The organism is Mycobacterium cookii (assembly GCF_010727945.1).
GTDB classification, from domain to species: domain Bacteria; phylum Actinomycetota; class Actinomycetes; order Mycobacteriales; family Mycobacteriaceae; genus Mycobacterium; species Mycobacterium cookii.
The window spans coordinates 1,866,254-1,887,760 of sequence record NZ_AP022569.1 but is presented as its reverse complement, the minus strand read 5'-3'; the positions used below and the strand labels follow the sequence as shown (position 1 = coordinate 1,887,760).

Annotated in this window: 20 protein-coding genes, 1 tRNA gene and 1 pseudogene; 17 read left to right on the top strand and 5 right to left on the bottom strand. The window is 66.4% G+C overall.

Annotation, left to right across the window (positions count from 1 at the left end):
- Positions 1 to 186 precede the first annotated feature (186 nt).
- From G6N27_RS08885 to G6N27_RS08865, 5 genes are all read left to right on the top strand, one after another.
- On the top strand, positions 187 to 678 hold the full coding sequence (locus G6N27_RS08885; RefSeq protein ID WP_163776008.1) for a beta-class carbonic anhydrase: 492 nt from the start codon (positions 187 to 189) through the stop codon (positions 676 to 678).
- 141 nt (positions 679 to 819) lie between these two features.
- Positions 820 to 1,773: a sulfate adenylyltransferase subunit CysD gene (cysD, locus tag G6N27_RS08880; protein ID WP_163776007.1), complete on the top strand. Its 954-nt coding sequence runs from the start codon at positions 820 to 822 to the stop codon at positions 1,771 to 1,773.
- A complete protein-coding gene (gene cysC / locus G6N27_RS08875) occupies positions 1,773 to 3,626 on the top strand; it encodes an adenylyl-sulfate kinase (RefSeq protein WP_163776006.1) in 1,854 nt (617 codons plus the stop codon). Before cysD ends, cysC begins: the two co-directional genes overlap by 1 nt.
- On the top strand, positions 3,623 to 4,351 hold the full coding sequence (locus tag G6N27_RS08870; protein ID WP_163776005.1) for a 3'(2'),5'-bisphosphate nucleotidase CysQ: 729 nt from the start codon (positions 3,623 to 3,625) through the stop codon (positions 4,349 to 4,351). The genes cysC and G6N27_RS08870 overlap by 4 nt, the downstream gene beginning before the upstream one ends.
- 29 nt (positions 4,352 to 4,380) lie before the next feature.
- Positions 4,381 to 4,860: an Rrf2 family transcriptional regulator gene (locus G6N27_RS08865; RefSeq protein WP_163776004.1), complete on the top strand. Its 480-nt coding sequence runs from the start codon at positions 4,381 to 4,383 to the stop codon at positions 4,858 to 4,860.
- Here the strand turns inward: G6N27_RS08865 and G6N27_RS08860 are convergent.
- On the bottom strand, positions 4,857 to 5,246 hold the full coding sequence (locus tag G6N27_RS08860) for a VOC family protein (RefSeq protein WP_163776003.1): 390 nt from the start codon (positions 5,244 to 5,246) through the stop codon (positions 4,857 to 4,859). The genes G6N27_RS08865 and G6N27_RS08860 overlap by 4 nt on opposite strands.
- A gap of 63 nt (positions 5,247 to 5,309) precedes the next feature.
- Here G6N27_RS08860 and G6N27_RS08855 point away from each other — a divergent pair, with 63 nt between their 5' ends.
- From G6N27_RS08855 to G6N27_RS08835, 5 genes and pseudogenes are all read left to right on the top strand, one after another.
- The gene (locus G6N27_RS08855) at positions 5,310 to 6,194 is read left to right on the top strand and encodes an LLM class flavin-dependent oxidoreductase (protein ID WP_163781535.1); all 885 of its coding nucleotides are present in this window, start codon (positions 5,310 to 5,312) and stop codon (positions 6,192 to 6,194) included.
- Positions 6,187 to 6,573, top strand: a complete 387-nt coding sequence (locus G6N27_RS08850; RefSeq protein ID WP_163776002.1) for a DUF2237 family protein — start codon at positions 6,187 to 6,189, stop codon at positions 6,571 to 6,573. The genes G6N27_RS08855 and G6N27_RS08850 overlap by 8 nt, the downstream gene beginning before the upstream one ends.
- A 57-nt stretch (positions 6,574 to 6,630) precedes the next feature.
- Positions 6,631 to 7,218: pseudogene (locus tag G6N27_RS08845) on the top strand (cupin domain-containing protein); the annotation flags it as partial.
- A gap of 39 nt (positions 7,219 to 7,257) precedes the next feature.
- A complete protein-coding gene (locus G6N27_RS08840; protein WP_163781532.1) occupies positions 7,258 to 7,953 on the top strand; it encodes a cupin domain-containing protein in 696 nt (231 codons plus the stop codon).
- 76 nt (positions 7,954 to 8,029) lie between these two features.
- Entirely contained in the window at positions 8,030 to 10,663 is a 2,634-nt protein-coding gene (locus G6N27_RS08835) for an FAD/NAD(P)-binding protein (RefSeq protein ID WP_163776000.1), read from the top strand.
- Between the two features lie 22 nt (positions 10,664 to 10,685).
- Here G6N27_RS08835 and G6N27_RS08830 read toward each other — a convergent pair whose 3' ends face one another.
- On the bottom strand, positions 10,686 to 12,080 hold the full coding sequence (locus G6N27_RS08830) for a DUF2254 domain-containing protein (RefSeq protein ID WP_163775999.1): 1,395 nt from the start codon (positions 12,078 to 12,080) through the stop codon (positions 10,686 to 10,688).
- 143 nt (positions 12,081 to 12,223) lie between these two features.
- On the opposite strand from G6N27_RS08830, the gene G6N27_RS08825 reads away from it, so the two are divergent.
- The gene (locus G6N27_RS08825) at positions 12,224 to 12,745 is read left to right on the top strand and encodes a DUF4232 domain-containing protein (protein WP_163775998.1); all 522 of its coding nucleotides are present in this window, start codon (positions 12,224 to 12,226) and stop codon (positions 12,743 to 12,745) included.
- Between the two features lie 5 nt (positions 12,746 to 12,750).
- On the opposite strand, the gene G6N27_RS08820 is transcribed toward G6N27_RS08825, so the two are convergent.
- Positions 12,751 to 13,593, bottom strand: coding sequence for an FkbM family methyltransferase (locus tag G6N27_RS08820; protein WP_163775997.1), 843 nt, complete (start codon positions 13,591 to 13,593; stop codon positions 12,751 to 12,753).
- Between the two features lie 60 nt (positions 13,594 to 13,653).
- Between G6N27_RS08820 and G6N27_RS08815 the strand changes: the two genes are divergently transcribed.
- Both G6N27_RS08815 and G6N27_RS08810 read left to right on the top strand, forming a co-directional pair.
- Positions 13,654 to 13,977: a hypothetical protein gene (locus tag G6N27_RS08815; protein WP_163775996.1), complete on the top strand. Its 324-nt coding sequence runs from the start codon at positions 13,654 to 13,656 to the stop codon at positions 13,975 to 13,977.
- Positions 13,978 to 13,998: 21 nt separating this feature from the next.
- Positions 13,999 to 14,871: an FkbM family methyltransferase gene (locus G6N27_RS08810; RefSeq protein WP_163775995.1), complete on the top strand. Its 873-nt coding sequence runs from the start codon at positions 13,999 to 14,001 to the stop codon at positions 14,869 to 14,871.
- A gap of 10 nt (positions 14,872 to 14,881) precedes the next feature.
- Here G6N27_RS08810 and G6N27_RS08805 read toward each other — a convergent pair whose 3' ends face one another.
- Positions 14,882 to 15,427 carry a PAS domain-containing protein gene (locus tag G6N27_RS08805; RefSeq protein ID WP_163775994.1) on the bottom strand — a complete coding sequence of 182 codons (546 nt, stop codon included), beginning with the start codon at positions 15,425 to 15,427 and terminating at the stop codon, positions 14,882 to 14,884.
- A 248-nt stretch (positions 15,428 to 15,675) separates the two neighbouring features.
- Positions 15,676 to 15,751, bottom strand: a tRNA-Arg gene (locus tag G6N27_RS08800).
- Between the two features lie 113 nt (positions 15,752 to 15,864).
- Between G6N27_RS08800 and argS the strand changes: the two genes are divergently transcribed.
- The 4 genes from argS (at position 15,865) to thrC (ending at position 21,506) form a co-directional block, all read left to right on the top strand.
- Positions 15,865 to 17,517 carry an arginine--tRNA ligase gene (gene argS, locus G6N27_RS08795; RefSeq protein ID WP_163775993.1) on the top strand — a complete coding sequence of 551 codons (1,653 nt, stop codon included), beginning with the start codon at positions 15,865 to 15,867 and terminating at the stop codon, positions 17,515 to 17,517.
- 83 nt (positions 17,518 to 17,600) lie between these two features.
- The gene (gene lysA / locus G6N27_RS08790; protein WP_232065031.1) at positions 17,601 to 18,956 is read left to right on the top strand and encodes a diaminopimelate decarboxylase; all 1,356 of its coding nucleotides are present in this window, start codon (positions 17,601 to 17,603) and stop codon (positions 18,954 to 18,956) included.
- A gap of 145 nt (positions 18,957 to 19,101) precedes the next feature.
- Complete coding sequence (locus G6N27_RS08785) at positions 19,102 to 20,427, top strand: homoserine dehydrogenase (RefSeq protein ID WP_163775991.1); 1,326 nt, start codon at positions 19,102 to 19,104, stop codon at positions 20,425 to 20,427.
- The gene (gene thrC / locus G6N27_RS08780) at positions 20,424 to 21,506 is read left to right on the top strand and encodes a threonine synthase (RefSeq protein ID WP_163775990.1); all 1,083 of its coding nucleotides are present in this window, start codon (positions 20,424 to 20,426) and stop codon (positions 21,504 to 21,506) included. Before G6N27_RS08785 ends, thrC begins: the two co-directional genes overlap by 4 nt.
- Position 21,507 lies beyond the last annotated feature (1 nt).

Below are 21,507 nucleotides of genomic sequence, written 5' to 3'. Positions count from 1 at the left end.
GCTGTCTCGCATCCGCTCAGGGTAGGAGATCCGGCCCGGGACGTCGCTGCACAGGGTTGCCTCGCAACCGACCCGGCCTTTCGATCTCGGTGATCGGGACCGGTGAAACCGGGCGGCCGGCTCGCTAGGCTAGTCGCCGGGATCGGGACTGTGCAGCAAACGACACTGCGACACAAGGAGATTGGCGTGACGGTTACCGACGACTACCTGGCCAACAACGCCGAGTTTGCGAAGTCATTTCAGGGTCCACTGCCGCTGCCGCCCAGCAAGCACGTGGCCGTCCTGGCCTGCATGGACGCCAGGCTCGACGTCTACCGCGCACTTGGGCTCAACGAAGGCGAGGCGCACGTCATCCGCAATGCCGGCGGCGTGGTCACCGACGACGCGATCCGGTCGCTGGCGATCAGCCAGCGCTTGCTGGGCACCACCGAGATCATCCTGATCCACCACACCGACTGCGGGATGCTGACGTTCACCGACGACGACTTCAAGCGTGCGATCCAGGATGAGACCGGGGTGAAGCCGCCGTGGTCGGCCGAGTCGTTCCCCGATATCGCCGAGGATGTCCGGCAGTCGTTGCATCGCATCAAGAACAGCCCGTTCGTCGTCAAGCACACCTCGGCGCGCGGGTTCATCTTCGATGTCGCCACCGGCGAGCTCACCGAGGTCACCGGCTAGCCGGGTTTTCCCCCGGTCCCGGCCTGGTCACCGGGTATTTCAGCGAATTCGTTGACAGCTGTGCGGTCTGCTGGTTTCATACTGGGTAATGCCTGTAAATTTGACCAAATCAACCCACTTTACCGGGAATCGGGGGCGTCGATGACAGAGGTGACAGCCAGTCCGGCGACGGGGGCGCACGATCACGGCCCGGTTGCCGGGCAATATGAGCTCAGCCATCTGCGCTCGCTGGAAGCCGAGGCGATCCACATCATCCGCGAGGTGGCTGCCGAGTTCGAGCGGCCGGTGCTGCTGTTCTCCGGCGGCAAAGACTCGATCGTGATGCTGTATCTGGCGTTGAAGGCGTTCCGGCCGGGTCGGCTGCCGTTCCCGGTGATGCACGTCGACACCGGCCACAACTTCGACGAGGTCATCGCGACCCGCGACGCGTTGGTCGCCGAAACCGGGGTGCGGCTCATCGTCGCCAAGGTGCAGGACGACATCGACGCGGGCCGCGTCGTGGAAACCATCCCGTCGCGCAACCCGATCCAGACGGTGACGCTGCTGCGCGCCATCCGGGAGAACAAGTTCGATGCCGCGTTCGGCGGCGCGCGCCGCGACGAGGAGAAGGCACGCGCCAAGGAGCGGGTGTTCAGCTTCCGCGACGAGTTCGGCCAGTGGGACCCCAAGGCCCAGCGCCCCGAGCTGTGGAACATCTACAACGGCCGGCACCACAAGGGCGAGCACATCCGGGTGTTCCCGCTGTCCAACTGGACCGAATTCGACATCTGGTCTTACATCGGCGCCGAGAAGATCCCGCTGCCGTCCATCTATTACGCTCACCGCCGCAAGGTATTCAAGCGTGACGGCATGCTGCTGGCGGTCGACCGCCACCTGCAACCACGCGCCGACGAGAAGGTGTTCGAGGCGACGGTGCGTTTCCGCACCGTCGGCGACGTGACCTGTACGGGCTGTGTGGAATCGAATGCGGCCACCGTCGCCGAGGTGGTCGCCGAAACCGCGGTGTCCAGGCTGACCGAACGGGGGGCAACCCGCGCCGACGACCGCATCTCCGAGGCCGGCATGGAAGACCGCAAGCGGCAGGGGTACTTCTGATGAGTACGTCAACCACGTTGCTGCGCATCGCAACTGCCGGCTCCGTCGACGACGGCAAGTCCACGTTGATCGGACGGCTGCTGTATGACTCCAAGGCCGTCATGGACGACCAGTGGGCTTCGGTCGAACGGACGTCCAAGGACCGCGGCCACGAATACACCGACCTGTCACTGGTCACCGACGGGCTAAGAGCCGAGCGCGAGCAGGGCATCACGATCGACGTCGCCTACCGCTACTTCGCCACTCCCAAGCGCAAATTCATCATCGCCGACACCCCGGGCCACATCCAGTACACCCGCAACATGGTGACCGGTGCGTCCACCGCACAACTGGCCATCGTTCTCGTCGATGCCCGTCACGGCCTGCTCGAGCAGTCCCGCCGGCACACCTTCCTGGCGTCGCTGCTGGGCATCGAGCACATCGTGCTCGCCGTCAACAAGATGGACCTGATCGACTGGGACAGAGACGTTTTCGAGGCGATCCGGGACGAGTTCTACGCCTTCGCCACCCGGCTCGACGTGCAAGACGTGCTCACCATCCCGATGTCGGCGCTGCACGGCGACAACGTGGTCACCAAGTCCGAGCGCACCCCGTGGTACGACGGACCGGCCCTGCTGTCGCATCTCGAAGAGGTCTTCATCGCCGCCGACCGCAACCTGGTCGATGTCCGATTCCCGGTGCAGTACGTCATCCGTCCGCAGACCCGCGAACATCAGGACCATCGCAGCTACGCCGGCACTGTGGCCAGCGGGGTGATGCGTCCCGGTGACGAGGTGATCGTGCTGCCGGCCGGCAAGCCCAGCCGGATCACCGCCATCGAAGGTCCCAGTGGCCCAGTGGACGAAGCGTTTCCACCGATGGCGGTCTCGGTGAGCCTCAGTGACGACATCGACATCTCGCGTGGCGACATGATCGCGCGGTCCGGCAACGCGCCGAGGGTCACCCAGGAGTTCGACGCGACGGTGTGCTGGATGGCCGACGCCGCAGCACTCGAGCCCGGGCGTGACTACCTGATCAAACACACCACCCGGACCACCCGGGTGCGGGTCACCGCACTGGATTACCGGCTGGACGTCAACACCCTGCGTCGGGACAAGGACGCAACGGCCTTGCAGCTCAACGAACTCGGCCGTATCTCGCTGCGTTCCCAGGTGCCGCTGCTGCTCGACGAGTACACCCGCAACGCCAGCACCGGATCGTTCATCCTGATCGACGCCGATACCAACGGGACCGTGGCCGCTGGCATGGTGTTGCGTGAGGCGTCGACTGCCACCGCGAGCCCGAATACGGTGCAGCACGAATCGCTGGTGACCGCCGAGGACCGGATGTCACGCGGCCGCACCGTGTGGTTCACCGGACTCTCAGCCTCCGGCAAGTCGTCGGTGGCGATGCTGGTCGAGCGCAAACTCCTCGAAAAAGGAGTCCCGGCTTATGTTCTCGACGGCGACAACCTTCGCCACGGCCTGAACGCCGACCTGGGCTTCAGCATGGCCGACCGGGCCGAGAACCTTCGTCGGCTGGCGCACGTCTCCGCACTGATCGCCGATTCCGGCCACACCGTGCTGGTGCCGGCGATCAGCCCGCTGGAAGAGCATCGCGCGTTGGCCCGCAAGGTACACGTGGACGCCGGACTCGACTTCGTCGAGGTGTTCTGCGACACCCCGATCGAAGACTGCGAGCAGCGAGATCCCAAGGGCCTCTACGCCAAAGCGCGTGCCGGTGAAATCACCCACTTCACTGGTATTGACAGCCCCTATCAGCGGCCGAAGAATCCGGACTTGCGGCTCACCCCAGACCGCAGTCTCGACGAACTGGCGCAGCTCGTCATCGACCTCATCGAGGCGAGGCCATGAGTGATCACGAGGTGGCTCACCGGCTGGCCACCGAAGCGGGCAAGCTGTTGCTCGAAGTGCGCGAAGAGCTCGCCGATGCGGGAGAAGCCGACCGAAAGGCCGCCGGAGACAAGCGGTCTCACGATTATCTGATGGAAGAGTTGGCCCGCGAACGTCCCGACGACGCGGTGCTTTCCGAAGAGGGCGTCGACGACCCGGTGCGGCTGCGCGCCGAGCGGGTGTGGATCGTCGATCCGCTGGACGGCACCCGGGAGTTCTCCGAACTCGGTCGCGAGGACTGGGCCGTGCACGTCGCGCTGTGGCAATCCGGTCAGCTGGTCGCCGGCGCGGTGGCGCTTCCGGCTCAGGGCGTCACGCTGGCCACCCCCGATCCCGCGCCGCCGCCCCCGCACGCCGGTAAGCCTCGCATCGTCGTGTCGCGCACCCGTCCGCCGGCGATCGCGTTGCAGGTCCGCGACCGGCTGGACGGCACGCTGGTCGAGATGGGTTCGGCCGGGGCGAAGGTCGCCGCCGTCATCCAGGGACTGGCCGACGTGTACGTGCACGCCGGCGGGCAGTACGAGTGGGACTCGGCGGCGCCGGTCGCAGTCGCCCGCGCGGCCGGTCTGCACACCTCGCGTATCGACGGCTCGCCGCTGGAGTACAACCGGGCCGATCCGCTGCTGCCCGACCTGGTGGTATGCCGCCCGGAATACGCCGACGCGGTGCTCGCGGTCACCGGCTAGTCTGGCCACCAGTGGGAGGTTCCACATCCATGCGGATGTCTGCCAAGGCGGAGTACGCGGTGCGGGCGATGATTCAGCTCGCCACCGCCGGCGAGGGTGCGCGGGTCACCACCGACGACCTGGCCACCGCCCAGGCCATCCCGCCGCAGTTCCTGGTCGACATCTTGTCCGAGCTACGCACCGCCCGGCTGGTCCGTAGCCACCGCGGCCGCGACGGTGGCTACGAGTTAGCCCGTCCCGCAACTGAAATCAGCATTGCCGACGTGCTGCGCTGCATCGACGGGCCGCTGGCGAGTGTGCGCGACATCGGCCTGGGGGATCTGCCCTACACGGGCCCGACCGCAGCGCTGACGGACGTCTGGCGGGCGCTACGGGCCAGCATGCGCTCGGTGCTGGAACGAACCAGCGTGGCCGATGTCGCGGCCGGATCCCTGCCCGAGCATGTCGGGCGGCTGGCCGACGACTACCGCGCGCAGGAAAGCCATCGCCGCGGGCGCAGTGCCGGTTAGCCGCCCGAGCCGTAGGGCCGGGTGAGGATCTCCAGGTAGTGGCCGGCGGGGTCGCGAAAGTAGACACCGCGCCCGCCGTCGTTGGTGTTGATCTGACCCGGCCGTTGCCCGCCGGGGTCGGCCCAATGTTGCAGGCCGCGCGACTCGATCTTGCCGTAGATCGCGTCGAAGTCGTCCTCGGAGACGAGGAACGCGTAGTGCTGCGGGTGGATCTGCTCACCGTCGGCGACATCCATGTAGTCCAGCGTCGCGCCGTGCTCGAGCGCGACGGCTAGGAAGCGGCCGAACGGCACCGGGTTGGCCAGCCCGAACAACTCGCTGACGAACTCGGCGGACTCCCGCTTGTCGTGGGCGGCGACGATGGTGTGGTTGAAGGCGATCGGCATTGTGCTTGCCAGTCAACCACTCTGCGGGGTGGGCGTGCCAGAATCACGGTCGTGCGGGTAGCGATGACCATGCCGGTCATGGAGCCGGATCTGGATGCCGGCGTGCTGCGGTCGTGGGCGCGCGCGATCGACGACGGCCCGTTCTCGTCGCTGTGCTGGGGCGAGCGGATGGCCTTCGACAACCCGGAGACGCTGACGCTCATGGGCGCGCTGGCCGCGTGGACCGATCGGGTCCGGTTGGTGACGACGGTGATGGTTCCGCAGTTGCACGACCCGACGATGCTGGCCAAGGCGCTGGCGACGGGCGACATGCTGTGTGGGGGACGGCTGACCGTGGGCCTCGGAATCGGCGGCCGCGTCGAGGATTACCGGGCGGTGGGCGCGGATCCGGCAACGCAGACGATTCGCGGCATGGCCGATCGGGTCGCCGTCATGAAGCGGGTGTGGGCCGGCGAGAAGATCACCGAGTCGGTGCTGCCGGTCGGGCCGCCGCCGGTGCAGACCGGTGGGCCGCCACTGCTGGTCGGCACGATCGGCCCCAAAACCGTTCGCGGCGCCGCGGCGTGGGCCGACGGCCTGGCGGGGATCACCCTGGACCTCGACATCGGCAGCCAGAATGAATTGTTCGACGTGGCGCGCGCCGCCTGGGCGCAGGCCGGCAAGCCGAAACCCCACCTGGCCACCTCGTTCTGGTTCGCGCTCGGGCCGGTCGACGAGGCCCGCGGCCAGGTCCACCGGCACCTGCGGCGTTACATGAACTGGATACCGGCCGAATACGTCGACGCGATGGCGCCGACCACCGGCTTCGCCGGTAGCGAGGACGACCTGGTTGCGGTGCTGCGCAAGTTCGAAGCCATCGGCACCGACGAAATCCAGCTCATTCCAACAAGTTCCGACGTCGATCAACTGCGGCGCGTAGCGGAGACAGTGAGGGCGATCGATGTCTGAGCGCAATGTGCTGGGCGGGCCGCTGGAGCCGTGCAGTAGCGAGCCGCTGACCGGCTTCTACCGCGACGGCTGCTGTTCGACCGGGCCGGAAGATCTGGGACTGCACACAATTTGCGCGGTGGTGACCGCCGAGTTCCTGGAACACCAGCGGGTGATCGGCAACGACCTGTCAACGCCGATGCCGCAGTTCCGGTTTCCCGGCCTGGTGCCCGGCGACCGGTGGTGCGTCACCGCGGGCAACTGGCTGCTGGCCTACCGGGACGGCTTCGCCGCACCGGTGGTATTGGCGAGCACGCACGAGCGCACCCTCGACGTCGTGCCGCTGGCCGCCCTGCGGGAGCACGCGGTCGACGTGCCCGACGACCTCGGCGGCCTGTAGCGGCCGGGCCGCTGAGTCTGTAGACCGATCTTGGCCGCCCCGGTAACATCCCGAAATCCGGTCTCACACCGCGAGGAAGAGCCAATGACTGACGACGCGGCCCGCTTCGGCGATCCCCGCTTGCCCGCAGAAACCATCACATCGAAATCGCATCTGTTCCGTCTCGCCGCGCTGCCGCCCACCACCTATGACGGCGGCACCCAGCAGCAGGCACACGAAGACAACTTTCCGATCCTTCAAGGTCAACAGGCCAGCATCCAGCTGATCACGTTGCAGCCGGGCGGTATTCGCGAGCCGCACTGGCATCCCAGCGCGTGGGAGATCAACCTGGTCACCAAGGGGGTGGCAACGTGGGTCCTCATCGACGGCAACGGCAACCACGAGAGTTTCGACGCCCACGTCGATGACCTCGTCTTCGCACCTCAAGGCTCTCTGCATTACTTCGAGAATCGCGGCGCGGAGGATTTGGATGTGCTGATCGTCCAGAACGCCAGCGCAGCCGAAGACAAGGACAACATCGGTATCGGCGAGACCGTGAGTCAGCTCCCGCCCGAAGTGCTGTCCGCCGTGTTCGGCGTTCCCGTGGAGACGTTCCGCTCCTTCAAAAAGCTCGACAACGCGGTCACCATTCTGCGGTCGCAGTGAATCGAATGACTGTCCGCGCAGCATGATTCGAGGTAATGCCTGATGTCGATCAATCGTCGCAAGGTCTTGGGCGGTGCGGGCCTGGCCGGCGCCGCGGCCGCGACCGGTGTAGGCGTCGACCGCCTGGTCGCCGGCGGCCCCTCCGGCTTCCGAGCCGACAAGGAAGAGTCGGCGTTCGATGATGCGGCACGGTTCGGCGATCCCCGCCTACCCGATGAGACGATCACCTCGCAGTCGCATCTATTCCATCTCGGCGAACAACCGCACACCACGTATGACGGAGGCTGGTTCCAGCAGGCGGACGAGCAGAATTTCCCGATACTCAAAGGCGAAGAGGCCAGCATCGTCCTGCTCACGTTGCAGCCCGGCGGCATTCGTGAGCCGCACTGGCATCCCAGCGCGTGGGAGATCAACCTGGTCACCAAGGGAGTGGCGGCGTGGGTCGTCGTCGACGGAAACGGCAACCATGAGAGGTTCGACCAACACGCCGGTGACGTCGTGTTCGCCCCTCAGGGCTCGTTCCACTACTTCGAGAACCGTGGCCCGGACGACATGAAGATCGTGATCATCCAGAACACCAGCGCGCCGGAAGCCAACGACAACATCGGCATCGGCGAATCCCTCAGCAAGCTTCCACCCCGGGTGCTGGCGGCAGTCTTCGGCGTTCCGGCAGAGGCATTCAAGCCGTTCAAGACCATCGACAAAGCGATCGTCGTGCTGCGCCGATCCCGCTGAAACCAATCGAGCCGCCAAAAAATAACGTTCGCGCAAACGGGGCGACGGGCGGCACCTGTGGATATACCCTTCCGCCATGATGCGCGTCGCGATCGTGGGCGGGGGAGCCGCAGGTGTACTGGCCGCGGTGCATCTGCGCCGCCGCAGACCGGACGCTCAGATCACGTTGATCGACGCTTCGGGGCGCCCTGGTACCGGCGCGGCCTACGGCACCCACGACTCGACGCACCTGCTGAACGTTCCCGCTCCGCGGATGTCGGCCTGGCCCGATGATCCCGATCACTTCACCCGCTGGCTCGACCAACGGGCTGTCACGCCGGCCGAAAGCTTCGCGCCGCGACTCGCTTACGGGCGGTACCTGCAAGATCAACTCGTCGGTGCCGACGTGCGAATCGAGACTGCCGAGGTTGTCGATCTGACGCCGGGCGATCCGGTGCGACTGGCACTCAACGACGGACGTTGTCTGTCGGCCGACGCGGTAGTGATCGCCTCTGGACGCCCGCAGGGCGGCATGCCCGACTCGTTGGAACGCGCCTTCGCCCCGGCGCTGGCCGAAGGCGCCGACGGCAGGATCGTGTTGGACCCATGGGCGCCGGGCGCGCTGGATGCGCTCGGAGCGCGTCGGCCCGCCAGCGTTCTGGTGATCGGATCCGGGCTCACCGGCGTCGACGTCGCGCTGCATCTCACCGTGCGCGGTGCCACCGTCACCCTGCTCTCGCGGCACGGTGCACTGCCGCGTCGATTCCGTGCCACCGGTCCGCCGACGGAGTTGCCGAATCTGGACGGGCTGGCCGAGGAGGTGTCACTCGAGCAGTTGCGCGCCGCGCTCGCCGCCGACCTCGCGCACGCAGCCGAAACCGGCGTCGACTGGCGCCAGGTGATCGACGCGGTGCGGCCCCGCACCGCGCGGTTGTGGCAGTCGTTGGGGTGGGAAGACCAGCGCCGGTTCCTGCGCGAGGACCTGCGGGAGTGGGAAGTGTTGCGGCACCGGATGCCGCCGACGATCGCTGATGCGATCTACGCGGCGATCGACAGCGGCCGGCTCATCATCGAGGCCGGTGAGGTCGCCGACGTAGTGCTGCGCCGAAAGGGCGTCGAGCTGGTGGTGACCACCACTGACGGATCGGTGCGCCGCCGCGGTGACGCCGTCGTAGTCGCCGCCGGCGCGGCGTGGGACCGGCGGTCGCTGCAACGCTCGGCGCTGTGGGCGAACCTGCTCGCCGCAGACATCGCGTCGCTGCACCCGTGTGGCGTGGGCGTGCGACTCACCCCGGATGGCTTCCTCATCGACGCCGCGGGCGAGACGGTCCCCAACGTCGTCTGTATCGGCTCGATCCGGCAGGGCGAGGAGTGGGAGACCACCGCGATCCCCGAAATCCGTAGCCAGGCCGCCGCTATCGCGACGCTGCTCGCCGATGACACTCGCGATCAACCGGTGCGGGCGCCCAGCCTCATCAGAACTGCGCCCGAATTGACCGGTGCCGCAGCGTCATACGCCGAAGGTGTGCGCCGCCTGCTCGCGGTCCAGGACGGCGCCTCGACCGCCTTCGCCGCCGCGGTCGCCGAAGATCCAGGCCACGCCCGTGCACATGTCGCGTTGGCGATGATCGCGACGGAACGGCCCGACCGGGCCGGCGGCCCCGACGCCGTCACCGGACATCTCGCCCGGGCGCGTGAAGCACTCGCACACGGCAGCGACGAGGACCGAAGCCACGTCGAGGCCATCGCGACCTGGTGTGAGAAGGGCAACGAGGCCGGAACCGACGCACTCATCGACCATCTCGACCGCATCCCGGACGACGCGGTCGCATTGCTGGTGCTCGCACCGTCGATCGCCTTCGCGGGGGCCGGCGATGCGCTGCCCGATGCCTGGCAATACGTCGAGCGCTTCACCGGCGTGCACGGCGAAGCGCCGTGGTATCTGGGCTTGCGCGCCTACGGTCGAACCGAGCAGGGCCTCTGGTATGACGCGGCCGACCTGGCGGATGCCGCGCTGGCACTCGATCCGGGCAACGGCAATGCCGCGCATGCGCTCACCCACGTGCACTACGAGACCGACGCGCACGGAGCGGGCCTGAAATGGCTGGAAGATTGGATTCCGAGCGACGGCAGCACGCAGCGTTACGTACCGCACTTTCAATGGCACGCCGCGCTACACGAACTCGCGATGGGCGACGCGGCCGCCGCGGCGCGCCGGTACAACGCGTCGCTTGCGCCCCCGCATTCCAACGGTGTGCGGTGTCTTGTCGACGCGGGGTCGTTGGCCTGGCGGGCACGCCTGCATCCGGATTGGGTTACGCCGCCCGACCCGATGCTGGTGCTCAATGAAGCTGGCTCCCTTGCCTTCAACCCGCAGACGCCGTTCATCGCCTTCCATGCGCTGCTGGTGCTGGCCGCGGCGAACGATCCCGCCGCGATCCGGGCCATCCATGTTCCGGGTGCCAGCGATGCGCAAGCCGCGACCCTGCGTCTCATCGGCGAAGGCCTCATCGCGCTGACGGCGGGCGAGCCCAGAGCCGCACTGGACTATCTGCTCGAATCGATGGGCGGGCTCGCCTCGATCGGCGGCAGCCGCGTGCAACAAGAGGTGGTCCTCGAAACGGCTTTGGCCGCAATGCTTCAACTCGGCGCGCCGGGTCAGGCGGCGCGGCTGCTGTCGCGGCATCGCGCCGCGTCCGCACCGCAGGTGACTCGCGGCGCCGTGAACTGAGCGCGCGAGTTCGCCCCCCGCATCAGCGAGAGTCGTAACTCGCGTCGACCTTTGCGAAGCTGTCGGCATCGTCGCTCAATCTCGCGTAGACGCCGGCCACTGCGTCGTAACGACTTTCGACGTCGGCACGGTCGGATGCTTCGGGCACCGATTCGAGGTTGGCGCGCTGGATCATCGCCGCCTGATCCATCAGCACCCGGGCATGTTCGGGATCTGTGGTCTGCTCCATGATCGCCTTGAGCGCCTCGAGTTGACGCATCAGCAGCGCGGGCATGCCGCGGCTGGCCTGGCGGATTTTGTCGAATGACCGCCCCACCAGATTTTCGAAGGTGACTTGTTCACAGATCACCCGGATGGCGCCGTCTTGGTCGGTGTAGGTCTGCGCCGGGCTCCACACCCGCCCTAACTTGCACAACGTGTTGGCGAGCCAGTCCACGCACGTCAGTGCCGTGTACGTGTCGTTGACAGCGGGCGAGAGCGCCCGAATGGCTATCTCGACGAGTTGGTCGACGCCGAAGGCGGGATCTTGGGCGAGGGTGCGGACCGGACCGGTGACTTGCGCGCGTTTCAGGCAGCGGGTTATCGAGTCGACCGCTTCCGGGGGCCACACCGCGGCCAGTTCCCCGTCCTCCACCAAGAAATTTCCCGGTCGGTAGGGCAGGCTCACGACCGCGTTGGCGGCCGAGGCCTTCCGAACCAACAAGTCGTAGCGGATCGCTTGCAAATAACCACCTTTCGGAGTCCGGATCATTGCGCCGGATGTCTCGATCTGGTGGACCAGCGCTGCGATTTCTTCGGGATCCTCTGGTTCATCGGGTGTGGACATCCGGATGTCGGGCTTTTTCACCCTGAGGTAGCGGGTCAAATCGCCCGCGATACTGGCGATGACAAAGGGAAGCTGGATCTGGATGGCGATGTGGTGCAGGAAATAGATGAGTACTGCCAGATCGAGTAGCACCAGCAGGAACACGACCGAGACCGACAAATGCGGGACGAACACGCCTTGGTCTGCCGGACCGATTGCCAATAGCACAAACACGCAGTAGACCGCTGTCGCGACGAAAGTCCCCAGCGTCAACTGTGTGCCACGATCGCGGATGAAATTGCGCAGCATCCGAGGCCCGAATTGCGTCGACGCCAGCGTCAAAGTGACGATGGTCACCGAGAAATTGATTCCGATCACTGTCATGATCGCTGCCGCGACCGCCAACAGAATCTCCCGCGCGGTGTCAGCGCTGCCGGCTTCCACCCACGCTGGCAGCCAGAGCTTGTGATGGTAAACGGCGCGGTCGATCTCGAGCGTGAAGCAGAACAAGGCGATCGCCGCGAGCACTTCCATGCTCGGGACCAGCCAGAAGTTGGTCCGGAGCACTTCGCGCCGCCACTGCGACAGGGACATTCCTGAAATCCATGGCATAAATCCAGGCTAGAGGACCGAGCTAGTCGCCGCGGAACCCTGACATTATTGATTCGAGCACATGATGACGCCTAAACTGTCGGGCAATGTCCCAAATTGAATAGTCACACGGCATCCGCATGCCACGAGCAATTGGGGAAATCATGAAGCCGTCAGGGACATTGGCCGCCGCGCTCGTCGTTGCGACCTCAACACTCGTTTTGCCTGCGAGCGCCCACGCCGGTGGACCGCCCAACAACGGCGACGGTGGCGGCGGGGGCAGTGCCGCCGTGACGCCGGGCAGCTGCGCCGACGGCGATCTCGCGGTCACCAACGGGCCGATCGAATCGGCCAACACGCTGCGCCGCGTCGTCGTGTCGTTCAAGAACACGTCGTCGAACATGTGCATGCTTGTCGGCTACCCCGACGCGAATTTGGTAACCGCGGCAGGCGGTGTCCTGGTTCACGTCGAGCCGGAGCCGGCCAATGCGGCGCATGTGCTGCACCTCAACCCGGGTGATGTCGCGACCTCCGCCGTGCAGGCTTCTGCGCTGGACATCAACGGGTCGGGAAATCCTTGCCCCCGCGAGGGGACATTGGTGGTCACCGCGCCGAAAGGCTCTGTCGCACATACCCTGCCGATCGCACTGCCGATCTGCCACGCGACGATCAGCTCGGTGGACTGAGGCCGCTATTCGAAGAGTTGCATCAACTGCGTGACTGCGTCCTCCGCCGCGCGCCCGCGCTGTTGCAACTCGATGAGGCAGAACACGGCAAGGTCGACTGAGCCATAGATGTGGAACGCGATCATCGCCAGATGCGAAAGCTGTTCGCTGGTCATCCGTTCCGGGTGTGCGATGTCGCGGATGTAGACGATGTCGGCCTCGAGCACTTGATTGCCGGGTGTCCAGACGTCGTCGTCGAACACCGTCGGCGCGATCGCCCATTGCTGCACCTGCGGCATCGAGTGCGGCACAAAACCCTGGGCGCGCAACTCGGCATCCACCTCACCGAAAGTCGGCTGACCCACATACAGCGGGACGAACGACGCCGCGGTGTGCACTGCCACCGCCTCACGTAGGCGCTGCCGGCCGTGTTGGAACACCATCAGTTCCGCGCCCCGGACGTCGATCTTGAGCAGATCGAAGTCGTCGATGTCGAGATCGTCGAGGCGATGCGTGTGAACGTCGGCTTCCTCGACCACCGAAGCCCAGTCCGGTAACGCGTTGAACAAGCGGAGCTGATTCAGGTCCGGACTGAGAAGGCTTGTCATCCGTTCGGCTTTGGTGATCTTCAACTGATGCTCACGGCCATCGCCCACCACGAGCGGAAGGTAGCGCTCCAGCGGCCCCTTGCGCTCCTGCAGTTGTGTCAGCGGGCGTTGCAAGGGCTCGAAGCCGGTCACCGTGCACAGGCCGTAATGGAGCATTTCTCTGTACGGGGGATCTCCGTCGATCGGGCTGGCGCCGACGTCGACGATGCTGGTCGGCCGGGAGCAGCGCACCAGGTCGCGAAGTACCTGCGGGGAGGTCATCTGCGCATCGTCGCACGGGTGGGGCGCGGCGATGACGTCGACCGAAATAGGATGCCGAGCATGAAGCTCGTGATGACCGTGGCGCTAATCGCCACCGCCATGCTCACCGCGCCGCTGGGCCACGCCGACCCTGACCCGCACAAGCCTGATCCCGGTAACCACTTCTGCCCGGGTGGCGGCACGGTGGACCAGATGTCACCGCTCGAGCCGTCGTGTGACGGCATCCCCTACGACGACGGCGCCTACTGGCGCGCGATCAACCGCGGCGCCCCGGGGACGGCGTCGCTGGTGGTGGTTCAGTGCGTCAAGCCGCCACCACCGCCGGGCCTGTTCGGCCCGCAGATCATCGGTGTGGTGCCGGCGCCGCCCGGCAGCTGCCAGTAGGACGCGCACGTCGCGGCTGGCATGCAGACATTCCTCAAAGATTGTCGCTGGGGACGCTTTCTGCTGGTGCGCGGCGACATGATCAGTACCTACGCCGACGTCTACGGCGAGTGGTGCGAGCTGGAGGTGTCGCTGTACCGACGCCTGCTCAAAACCGACAGCGTGGTCGTCGAAGTCGGCGCCAACCTGGGCCTGCACACCGTGCCGCTGGCCAAGATCGCCGCATCGGGCCGGGTCATCTGTTTCGAGCCGCAGCGGCTGATCTTCAACGTCCTGTGCGGCAATCTCGCGCTCAACAATCTGACCAACGTCGACGCCTATCGTGTGGTGGTCGGTGAGCGTCGCGAGACCATCACCATCGAAGCCACCGACTACACCGTCCCCTGGAACTACGGCGCGTTCTCCGTGGCGGCCGGCTTCAGCGGCGAAAGCCACTTTCCCGGCCGGCTGACGTCCGAGTCCACCGAAGTCGCGGTCCTCGACGAGTTCGCCGCGACCGCGGCCCTCGAGCGCCTCGATCTCCTGAAAGTCGATGCCGAAGGATTCGAGCTGGCCGTGTTGCGCGGCGCGGGTCAGCTGATCGCCCGCACGCGGCCAACTCTGTTCGTGGAGAACAACAACCCGGCCAGTGGCGACGAGCTGATCCGGCACATCCGCGGGCTCGGCTACGACTGTTACTGGTATTGCACCGCGCGTTTTCAGCCCGACAACTACAACGGCGTCGAGCGGTCGTCGCAGGTCGTCGGTAACGGCGTCGCCTGGAATCCGGCCGGGACCGACGCCAACATGGTCTGTTTCCCCGACGGCGTGCCACCGATCGAAGGGTTGCCCAAAGCCGAGAGTTTCGCCCAGCTTGTTCACGGTGAGGTAGCGCTGCTCGAGAAGCTGTCCTGACTCCAGACACTCAGCTCGATTCGAGGTGGTTTGACCACATCAGTTCGGTGATGTCGGTGACGCCGATCAGCAGTATCTGGTCAGTGGCGCGGGCGAATACCGACTCGAATATCACGCTGCGTACCGGGAAGCCCTCGGCGTGCAGCCAGTCGACGACCAAGGTACTGGCGGCGCGCAGTGCGGTCACACAGTCGCGCGGCGGGGTCGCCGAATATCCGTCCAGCAGCGCGGAAAGCTGTTGTCCGGTAAGCGTGATGGTGTCCGGGTGGTAGCCGAGCATGATGGCGAACGCGGGGTTGGTGTAGACGACGACGCCATCGAGTCCGGTGGCGAGCATGGGTATCGGCAATCGGTTCAGTAGCGCCAAAGCGGGCAGTGCCTGCAAGTACTCTTCCGGGCTGCCTGGCGGGGGGCGACGGCGGCGTTCGGTGTCTAGCGTCTTAGTCCCAACAAAATTGCCGTAGCCGTTGCCGTTGGTTTCGGCGTTATGGGGTGCGGCGGGGTACCCGACAGTCTGATCGGGTCGGTGCTTGGCAAAATCAGGCGAAACGGTCATCGCGATCCCGGCGTTCAAACGATCGCCGTACATGTCGGGTACGGGGCGGGTGCCCCTCAGAGCTCTGCGGCGGCGGTGCGCGCGGCGGAACCTTTTCCCGGACCAGCTGTCATCCCAGCCGAGCCAAATTTACCGGATGTGGTCCTGCGGGGAGGGCGGACCAGATCAAATTCTCTCCGATTGACCGGATGCGTGGCCCCCCGGGCTGGACTAAGTATCGCATTCGACCACGTTTGCGCAGTTCAGAGTGGTGCCCCCGGCAGGATTCGAACCTGCGGCCTTCTGCTCCGGAGGCAGACGCTCTATCCCCTGAGCTACGGGGGCGCACGCGAAACATGCTGCGCCAACGGGCCACGACAGACTAACGCATCAAAGCGACCAGCTGAGCACCGGAATGGATTCGGGGCCAGGCCACCGCAGACCATAGGATGGCCTGCGTGAATCCCGCCGACCTGGCCGAGCTGCTGAGGGCCACCGCGACCGCGGTGTTGACCGAGCACGCGCTCGACACCGCCGCTCTGCCGGCGACGGTCACCGTCGAGCGGCCGCGTAACCCCGACCACGGCGACTATGCCAGCAACCTGGCCCTGCAGCTCGCCAAGAAGGTCGGCGTCAATCCGCGTGACCTGGCCGGCTGGCTCGCCGACGCACTGGCCCGGGCCGACGGCGTCGCCTCGGCGGAGATCGCCGGACCCGGCTTCATCAACGTGCGGCTGGACGCCTCGGCGCAGGGCCTGATCGTCAGCAACGTCATCGACGCCGGGAACACCTACGGCAACTCCGACGCCCAGGCCGGCCACCACATCAACCTCGAGTTCGTCTCGGCCAACCCGACCGGTCCGATCCACATCGGCGGCACCCGGTGGGCCGCGGTCGGCGACGCGCTCGGCCGGCTGCTCACCACGCAGGGCGCCGACGTGGTACGTGAGTACTACTTCAACGACCACGGCGCGCAGATCGACCGGTTCGCCAACTCGCTGATCGCCGCGGCCAAAGGCGAACCCACACCCGAAGACGGTTACGCCGGTGACTACATCGCCGACATCGCCGCGCAAGTCGTGGCGCAGGCGCCTGACGCGCTCAGCCAGCCCGACGCCGAGCAGCACGAGACGTTCCGGCGGATCGGCGTCGACCTGATGTTCACTCACATCAAGGAGTCGCTGCACGAATTCGGCACCGACTTCGACGTCTACACCCACGAAGAGTCGATGCACACCAGCGGTCGCGTCGAGCAGGCGATCGCCCGGCTGCGCGAGAACGGCCACATCTACGAAAAGGACGGCGCAACCTGGTTGCGCACCAGTGCTTTTGGCGACGACAAAGATCGCGTCGTGATCAAGAGTGACGGCAAGCCCGCCTACATCGCCGGTGACCTCGCCTACTACCTGGACAAGCGGGAACGCGGCTTCGACCTGACCATCTACATGCTCGGCGCCGACCATCACGGCTACATCTCCCGGCTCAAGGCCGCCGCGGCCGCGTTCGGTGACGACCCAGCATGCGTCGAGGTGCTCATCGGCCAGATGGTCAACCTGGTCCGCGACGGCCAGCCGATGAAGATGAGCAAGCGGGCCGGCACCGTGATCACCCTCGACGACCTGGTCGAGGCGATCGGCGTCGACGCGGCGCGCTACAGCCTGACGCGGTCCTCGGTGGACACCCCGATCGATATCGACTTGGCGCTGTGGTCGTCGGCATCCAACGAAAACCCGGTCTACTACGTGCAATACGCCTACGCGCGGCTCTCCGCGCTGGCCCGTAATGCCGCCGAGCTCGGCCTGATCGCCGACACCGGCCACCTCGAGTTGCTCACCCACGACAAAGAGGGCGCGCTGATCCGCAACCTCGGCGAGTTCCCCCGGGTGCTGAAAACCGCTGCGGCGCTGCGTGAACCACACCGCGTGTGTCGTTATTTGGAAGACCTCGCCGGCGACTATCACCGGTTCTACGACTCCTGCCGGGTGCTGCCGCAAGGCGACGAGGAGCCCAATGAATTGCACACCGCCCGGTTGGCGCTGTGCCAGGCGACCCGCCAGGTGATCGCCAACGGGCTAGGCGTCCTGGGCGTGAGCGCTCCGGAGCGAATGTGAGCGCCCATCCCGCCGGCCCGCGGCACGCCGAAGAATTCCACCATGGGAGCGTCCCGCCGTGCCCCGCATCGGCTGAGGAGCTTCTGCAACTCGCGCCGAATGTGTGGCCGCGCAACGCAGTTCGTGGCGACGACGGGGCGGTCAGCATCGCCGGTGTCTCGCTGACGTCGCTCGCCCAGGATTACGGCACACCGTTGTTCGTCATCGACGAGGACGACTTCCGGTCGCGCTGCCGCGAGATCGCGGCGGCGTTCGGCGGTGGCGCCAACGTGCACTACGCCGGTAAGGCGTTCTTGTCCAGCGAGATTGCGCGCTGGATCGACGAGGAGGGCTTGTCGCTCGACGTCTGCACCGGCGGCGAACTCGCCGTCGCCCTGCACGCCGACTTCCCGCCCGAGCGAATAGCGCTGCACGGCAACAACAAATCGGTCACCGAGTTGACCGCAGCCGTCAAGGCCGGAATCAAGCACGTCGTCGTCGACTCCATGCTCGAGATCGAGCGTCTCGACGCCATCGCGGGCGAGGCGGGCGTCGTCCAGGACGTGCTGGTCCGCGTCACGGTCGGCGTCGAAGCCCACACACACGAGTTCATCTCCACCGCCCACGAAGACCAGAAGTTCGGTCTGTCATTGTCCAACGGCGCGGCGATGGCGGCGGTTCGCAAGGTCTTCGCCAGCGACCGCCTCAGACTGGTGGGCTTGCACAGTCATATCGGCTCGCAGATCTTCGACGTCGGCGGCTTCGAGATCGCCGCGCACCGGGTGATCGGTCTGCTTCGCGACGTGGTCGCCGAGTTCGGTGTCGACAAGACCGCGCAGATCTCCACCGTCGATCTCGGTGGCGGGCTGGGTATCTCGTATCTGCCCAACGATGATCCGCCACCGGTGAGCGAACTGGCCGACAAACTCGGGTGCATCGTGCGCAACGAATCCGCGGCGGTGGGGTTGCCGCCGCCGCGTCTGGTCGTCGAACCCGGCCGCGCCATCGCCGGACCGGGGACCGTCACCCTCTACGAGGTCGGCACCGTCAAAGACGTCGGGGTGAGCGCGACCGCGAATCGGCGATACGTCAGCGTGGACGGCGGGATGAGCGACAACATCCGCACATCGCTCTACGGCGCCGACTATGACGTACGGATGGTGTCGCGAGGTACCGACGCGGCGGCCACGCTGGGTCGCATCGTCGGAAAGCATTGTGAGAGCGGCGATATCGTCGTGCGGGATACCTGGGTGCCGGATGACATCGCGCCGGGCGACCTGATCGCCGTGGCCGCGACCGGGGCGTACTGCTATTCGCTGTCGAGCCGCTATAACTTGATTGGCCGCCCGGCGGTGGTGGCGGTGCGTGACGGTGAGACGCGGCTGATCCTGCGCAGGGAGACGGTCGACGACCTGCTGAGTCTTGAGGTGAGGAGGAGCGGCGCACATGAGCCGCGCTGACGACGATGCAGAGCGCAGCGATGAGGAGGAGTGGCGCACATGAGCCGCGCCGGTGACGATGCAGAGCGTAGCGATGAGGAGGAGTGGCGCACATGAGCCGCGCTGACGACGATGCAGAGCGTAGCGATGAGGAGGAGTGGCGCACATGAGCTCAGATGAAAAGCCGGTCGGTGTCGCGGTATTGGGACTGGGCAATGTGGGCAGCGAGGTTGTCCGCATCATCGAGGAGAGTGCCGACGACCTCGCCGCCCGGATCGGCGCGCCGCTGGTGCTGCGCGGCATCGGGGTGCGCCGAGTGGCCGCCGACCGTGGTGTGCCTGTCGATCTGCTGACCGACGACATCGACGCGCTGGTCTCCCGTGAGGACGTCGACATCGTCGTGGAAGTGATGGGTCCCGTCGAGCCGTCACGCAAGGCGATCCTGTCGGCGATCGAGCACGGTAAGTCCGTGGTGACGGCGAACAAGGCGCTGCTATCGGTCGCCACCGGCGAACTTGCGCAGGCCGCTGAAAACGCCCATGTGGACCTCTATTTCGAGGCTGCCGTCGCCGGTGCGATCCCGGTGATTCGTCCGCTGACCCAGTCGCTGGCCGGCGACACCGTGCAACGGGTGGCCGGCATCGTCAACGGCACCACCAACTACATCCTGTCCGAAATGGACAGCACCGGGGCCGATTACGACAAGGCCCTGGCCGATGCGAGCGCGCTCGGCTACGCCGAAGCCGACCCCACCGCCGACGTCGAAGGCTACGACGCCGCGGCGAAGGCGGCCATCCTGGCGTCGATCGCGTTCCACACCCGGGTCACCGCCGACGACGTGTACCGCGAGGGCATCACGAAGATCAGCCCGGACGACTTCGCCTCGGCGCGCGCATTGGGCTGCACCATCAAACTGCTGTCGATCTGCGAACGGATCACCACCGACGATGGGCAACAGCGGGTTTCGGCTCGCGTCTATCCCGCGCTGGTCCCGCTGCAGCATCCGCTGGCGACCGTGAACGGCGCGTTCAACGCCGTCGTGGTCGAGGCAAAAGCCGCGGGCCGGCTGATGTTCTACGGCCAGGGCGCCGGTGGAGCGCCGACCGCCTCCGCGGTCGCCGGTGACCTGGTGATGGCGGCCCGCAACCGTGTTCTCGGCAGCCGCGGACCGAAAGAATCGAAATACGCCCAGCTGCCGGTCGCCCCGATGGGACTGATCTCGACCCGCTACTACGTCAGCATGAACGTCGCCGACAAGTCGGGTGTATTGGCCACGGTCGCAGCGGAATTCGCCAAGCGTGAAGTCAGCATCGCCGAGGTCCGCCAAGAGGGCGTCGTCGGCGAGGGTGGAAAGCGGATCGGCGCCCGTGTCGTGGTCGTCACGCACAGCGCCACCGACGCCGCCCTGTCCGAAACCGTCGATGCGCTGGCCGATCTCGACGTCGTGCAAAGCGTGGCCAGCGTGCTGCGTTTGGAGGGAACCAACGCATGAGTTCGTCACACGCCGCCACGCATCGGCAGTGGCCGGGATTGATCGAGGCGTACCGGGACCGGTTGCCGGTCGGCGACGACTGGGTTCCGGTCACCTTGTTCGAGGGCGGCACCCCGCTGATCCCCGCGCCCCGGCTCTCGGCGAAGACCGGCTGCACGGTTCATCTCAAGGTCGAAGGACTGAACCCCACCGGCTCCTTCAAAGACCGCGGCATGACGATGGCCGTCACCGACGCCGTCGCGCGCGGGCAGCAGGCCGTGCTGTGCGCGTCGACCGGTAACACCTCGGCGTCGGCGGCCGCCTACGCCGCCCGGGCCGGCATCACCTGCGCGGTGCTGATCCCGCAGGGCAAGATCGCGATGGGCAAGCTCGCGCAGGCTGTGATGCACGGCGCCAAGATCATTCAGGTCGACGGTAACTTCGACGACTGCCTGGAGGTCGCCCGCAAGATCGTCGCCGACTTCCCGACGATCTCCTTGGTCAACTCGGTCAACCCGGTTCGCATCGAGGGCCAGAAGACCGCAGCGTTCGAAATCGTCGACGTGCTGGGAACCGCGCCGGATGTCCATGCCCTGCCGGTGGGCAACGCGGGCAACATCACCGCGTATTGGAAGGGCTACACCGAGTACCACGCTGACGGTGTGATCGACAAGCTGCCGCGGATGCTGGGCACCCAGGCGGCCGGCGCGGCGCCGTTGGTGTCGGGGGAGCCGGTGAGAAACCCCGAGACGATCGCCACCGCGATCCGGATCGGCTCGCCGGCGTCATGGGCACAGGCCGTCGCGGCCCAGCAGCAGTCCAACGGCCGGTTCCTGGCCGCCACCGACGACGAGATCCTCGAGGCCTATCACCTGGTCGCCGGCACCGAGGGCGTCTTCGTCGAGCCTGCGTCGGCGGCAAGCATCGCCGGTTTGCTCAAAGCCGTCGAGGACGGCTGGGTGCAGCGGGGCTCGACCGTGGTGTGCACGGTGACCGGCAACGGATTGAAGGATCCCGACACCGCGCTGCGCGACATGCCGACGGTGGAACCGGTTCCCGTCGACCCCGTGGCCGTCGTCGCGAAGTTGGGATTGACGTAGT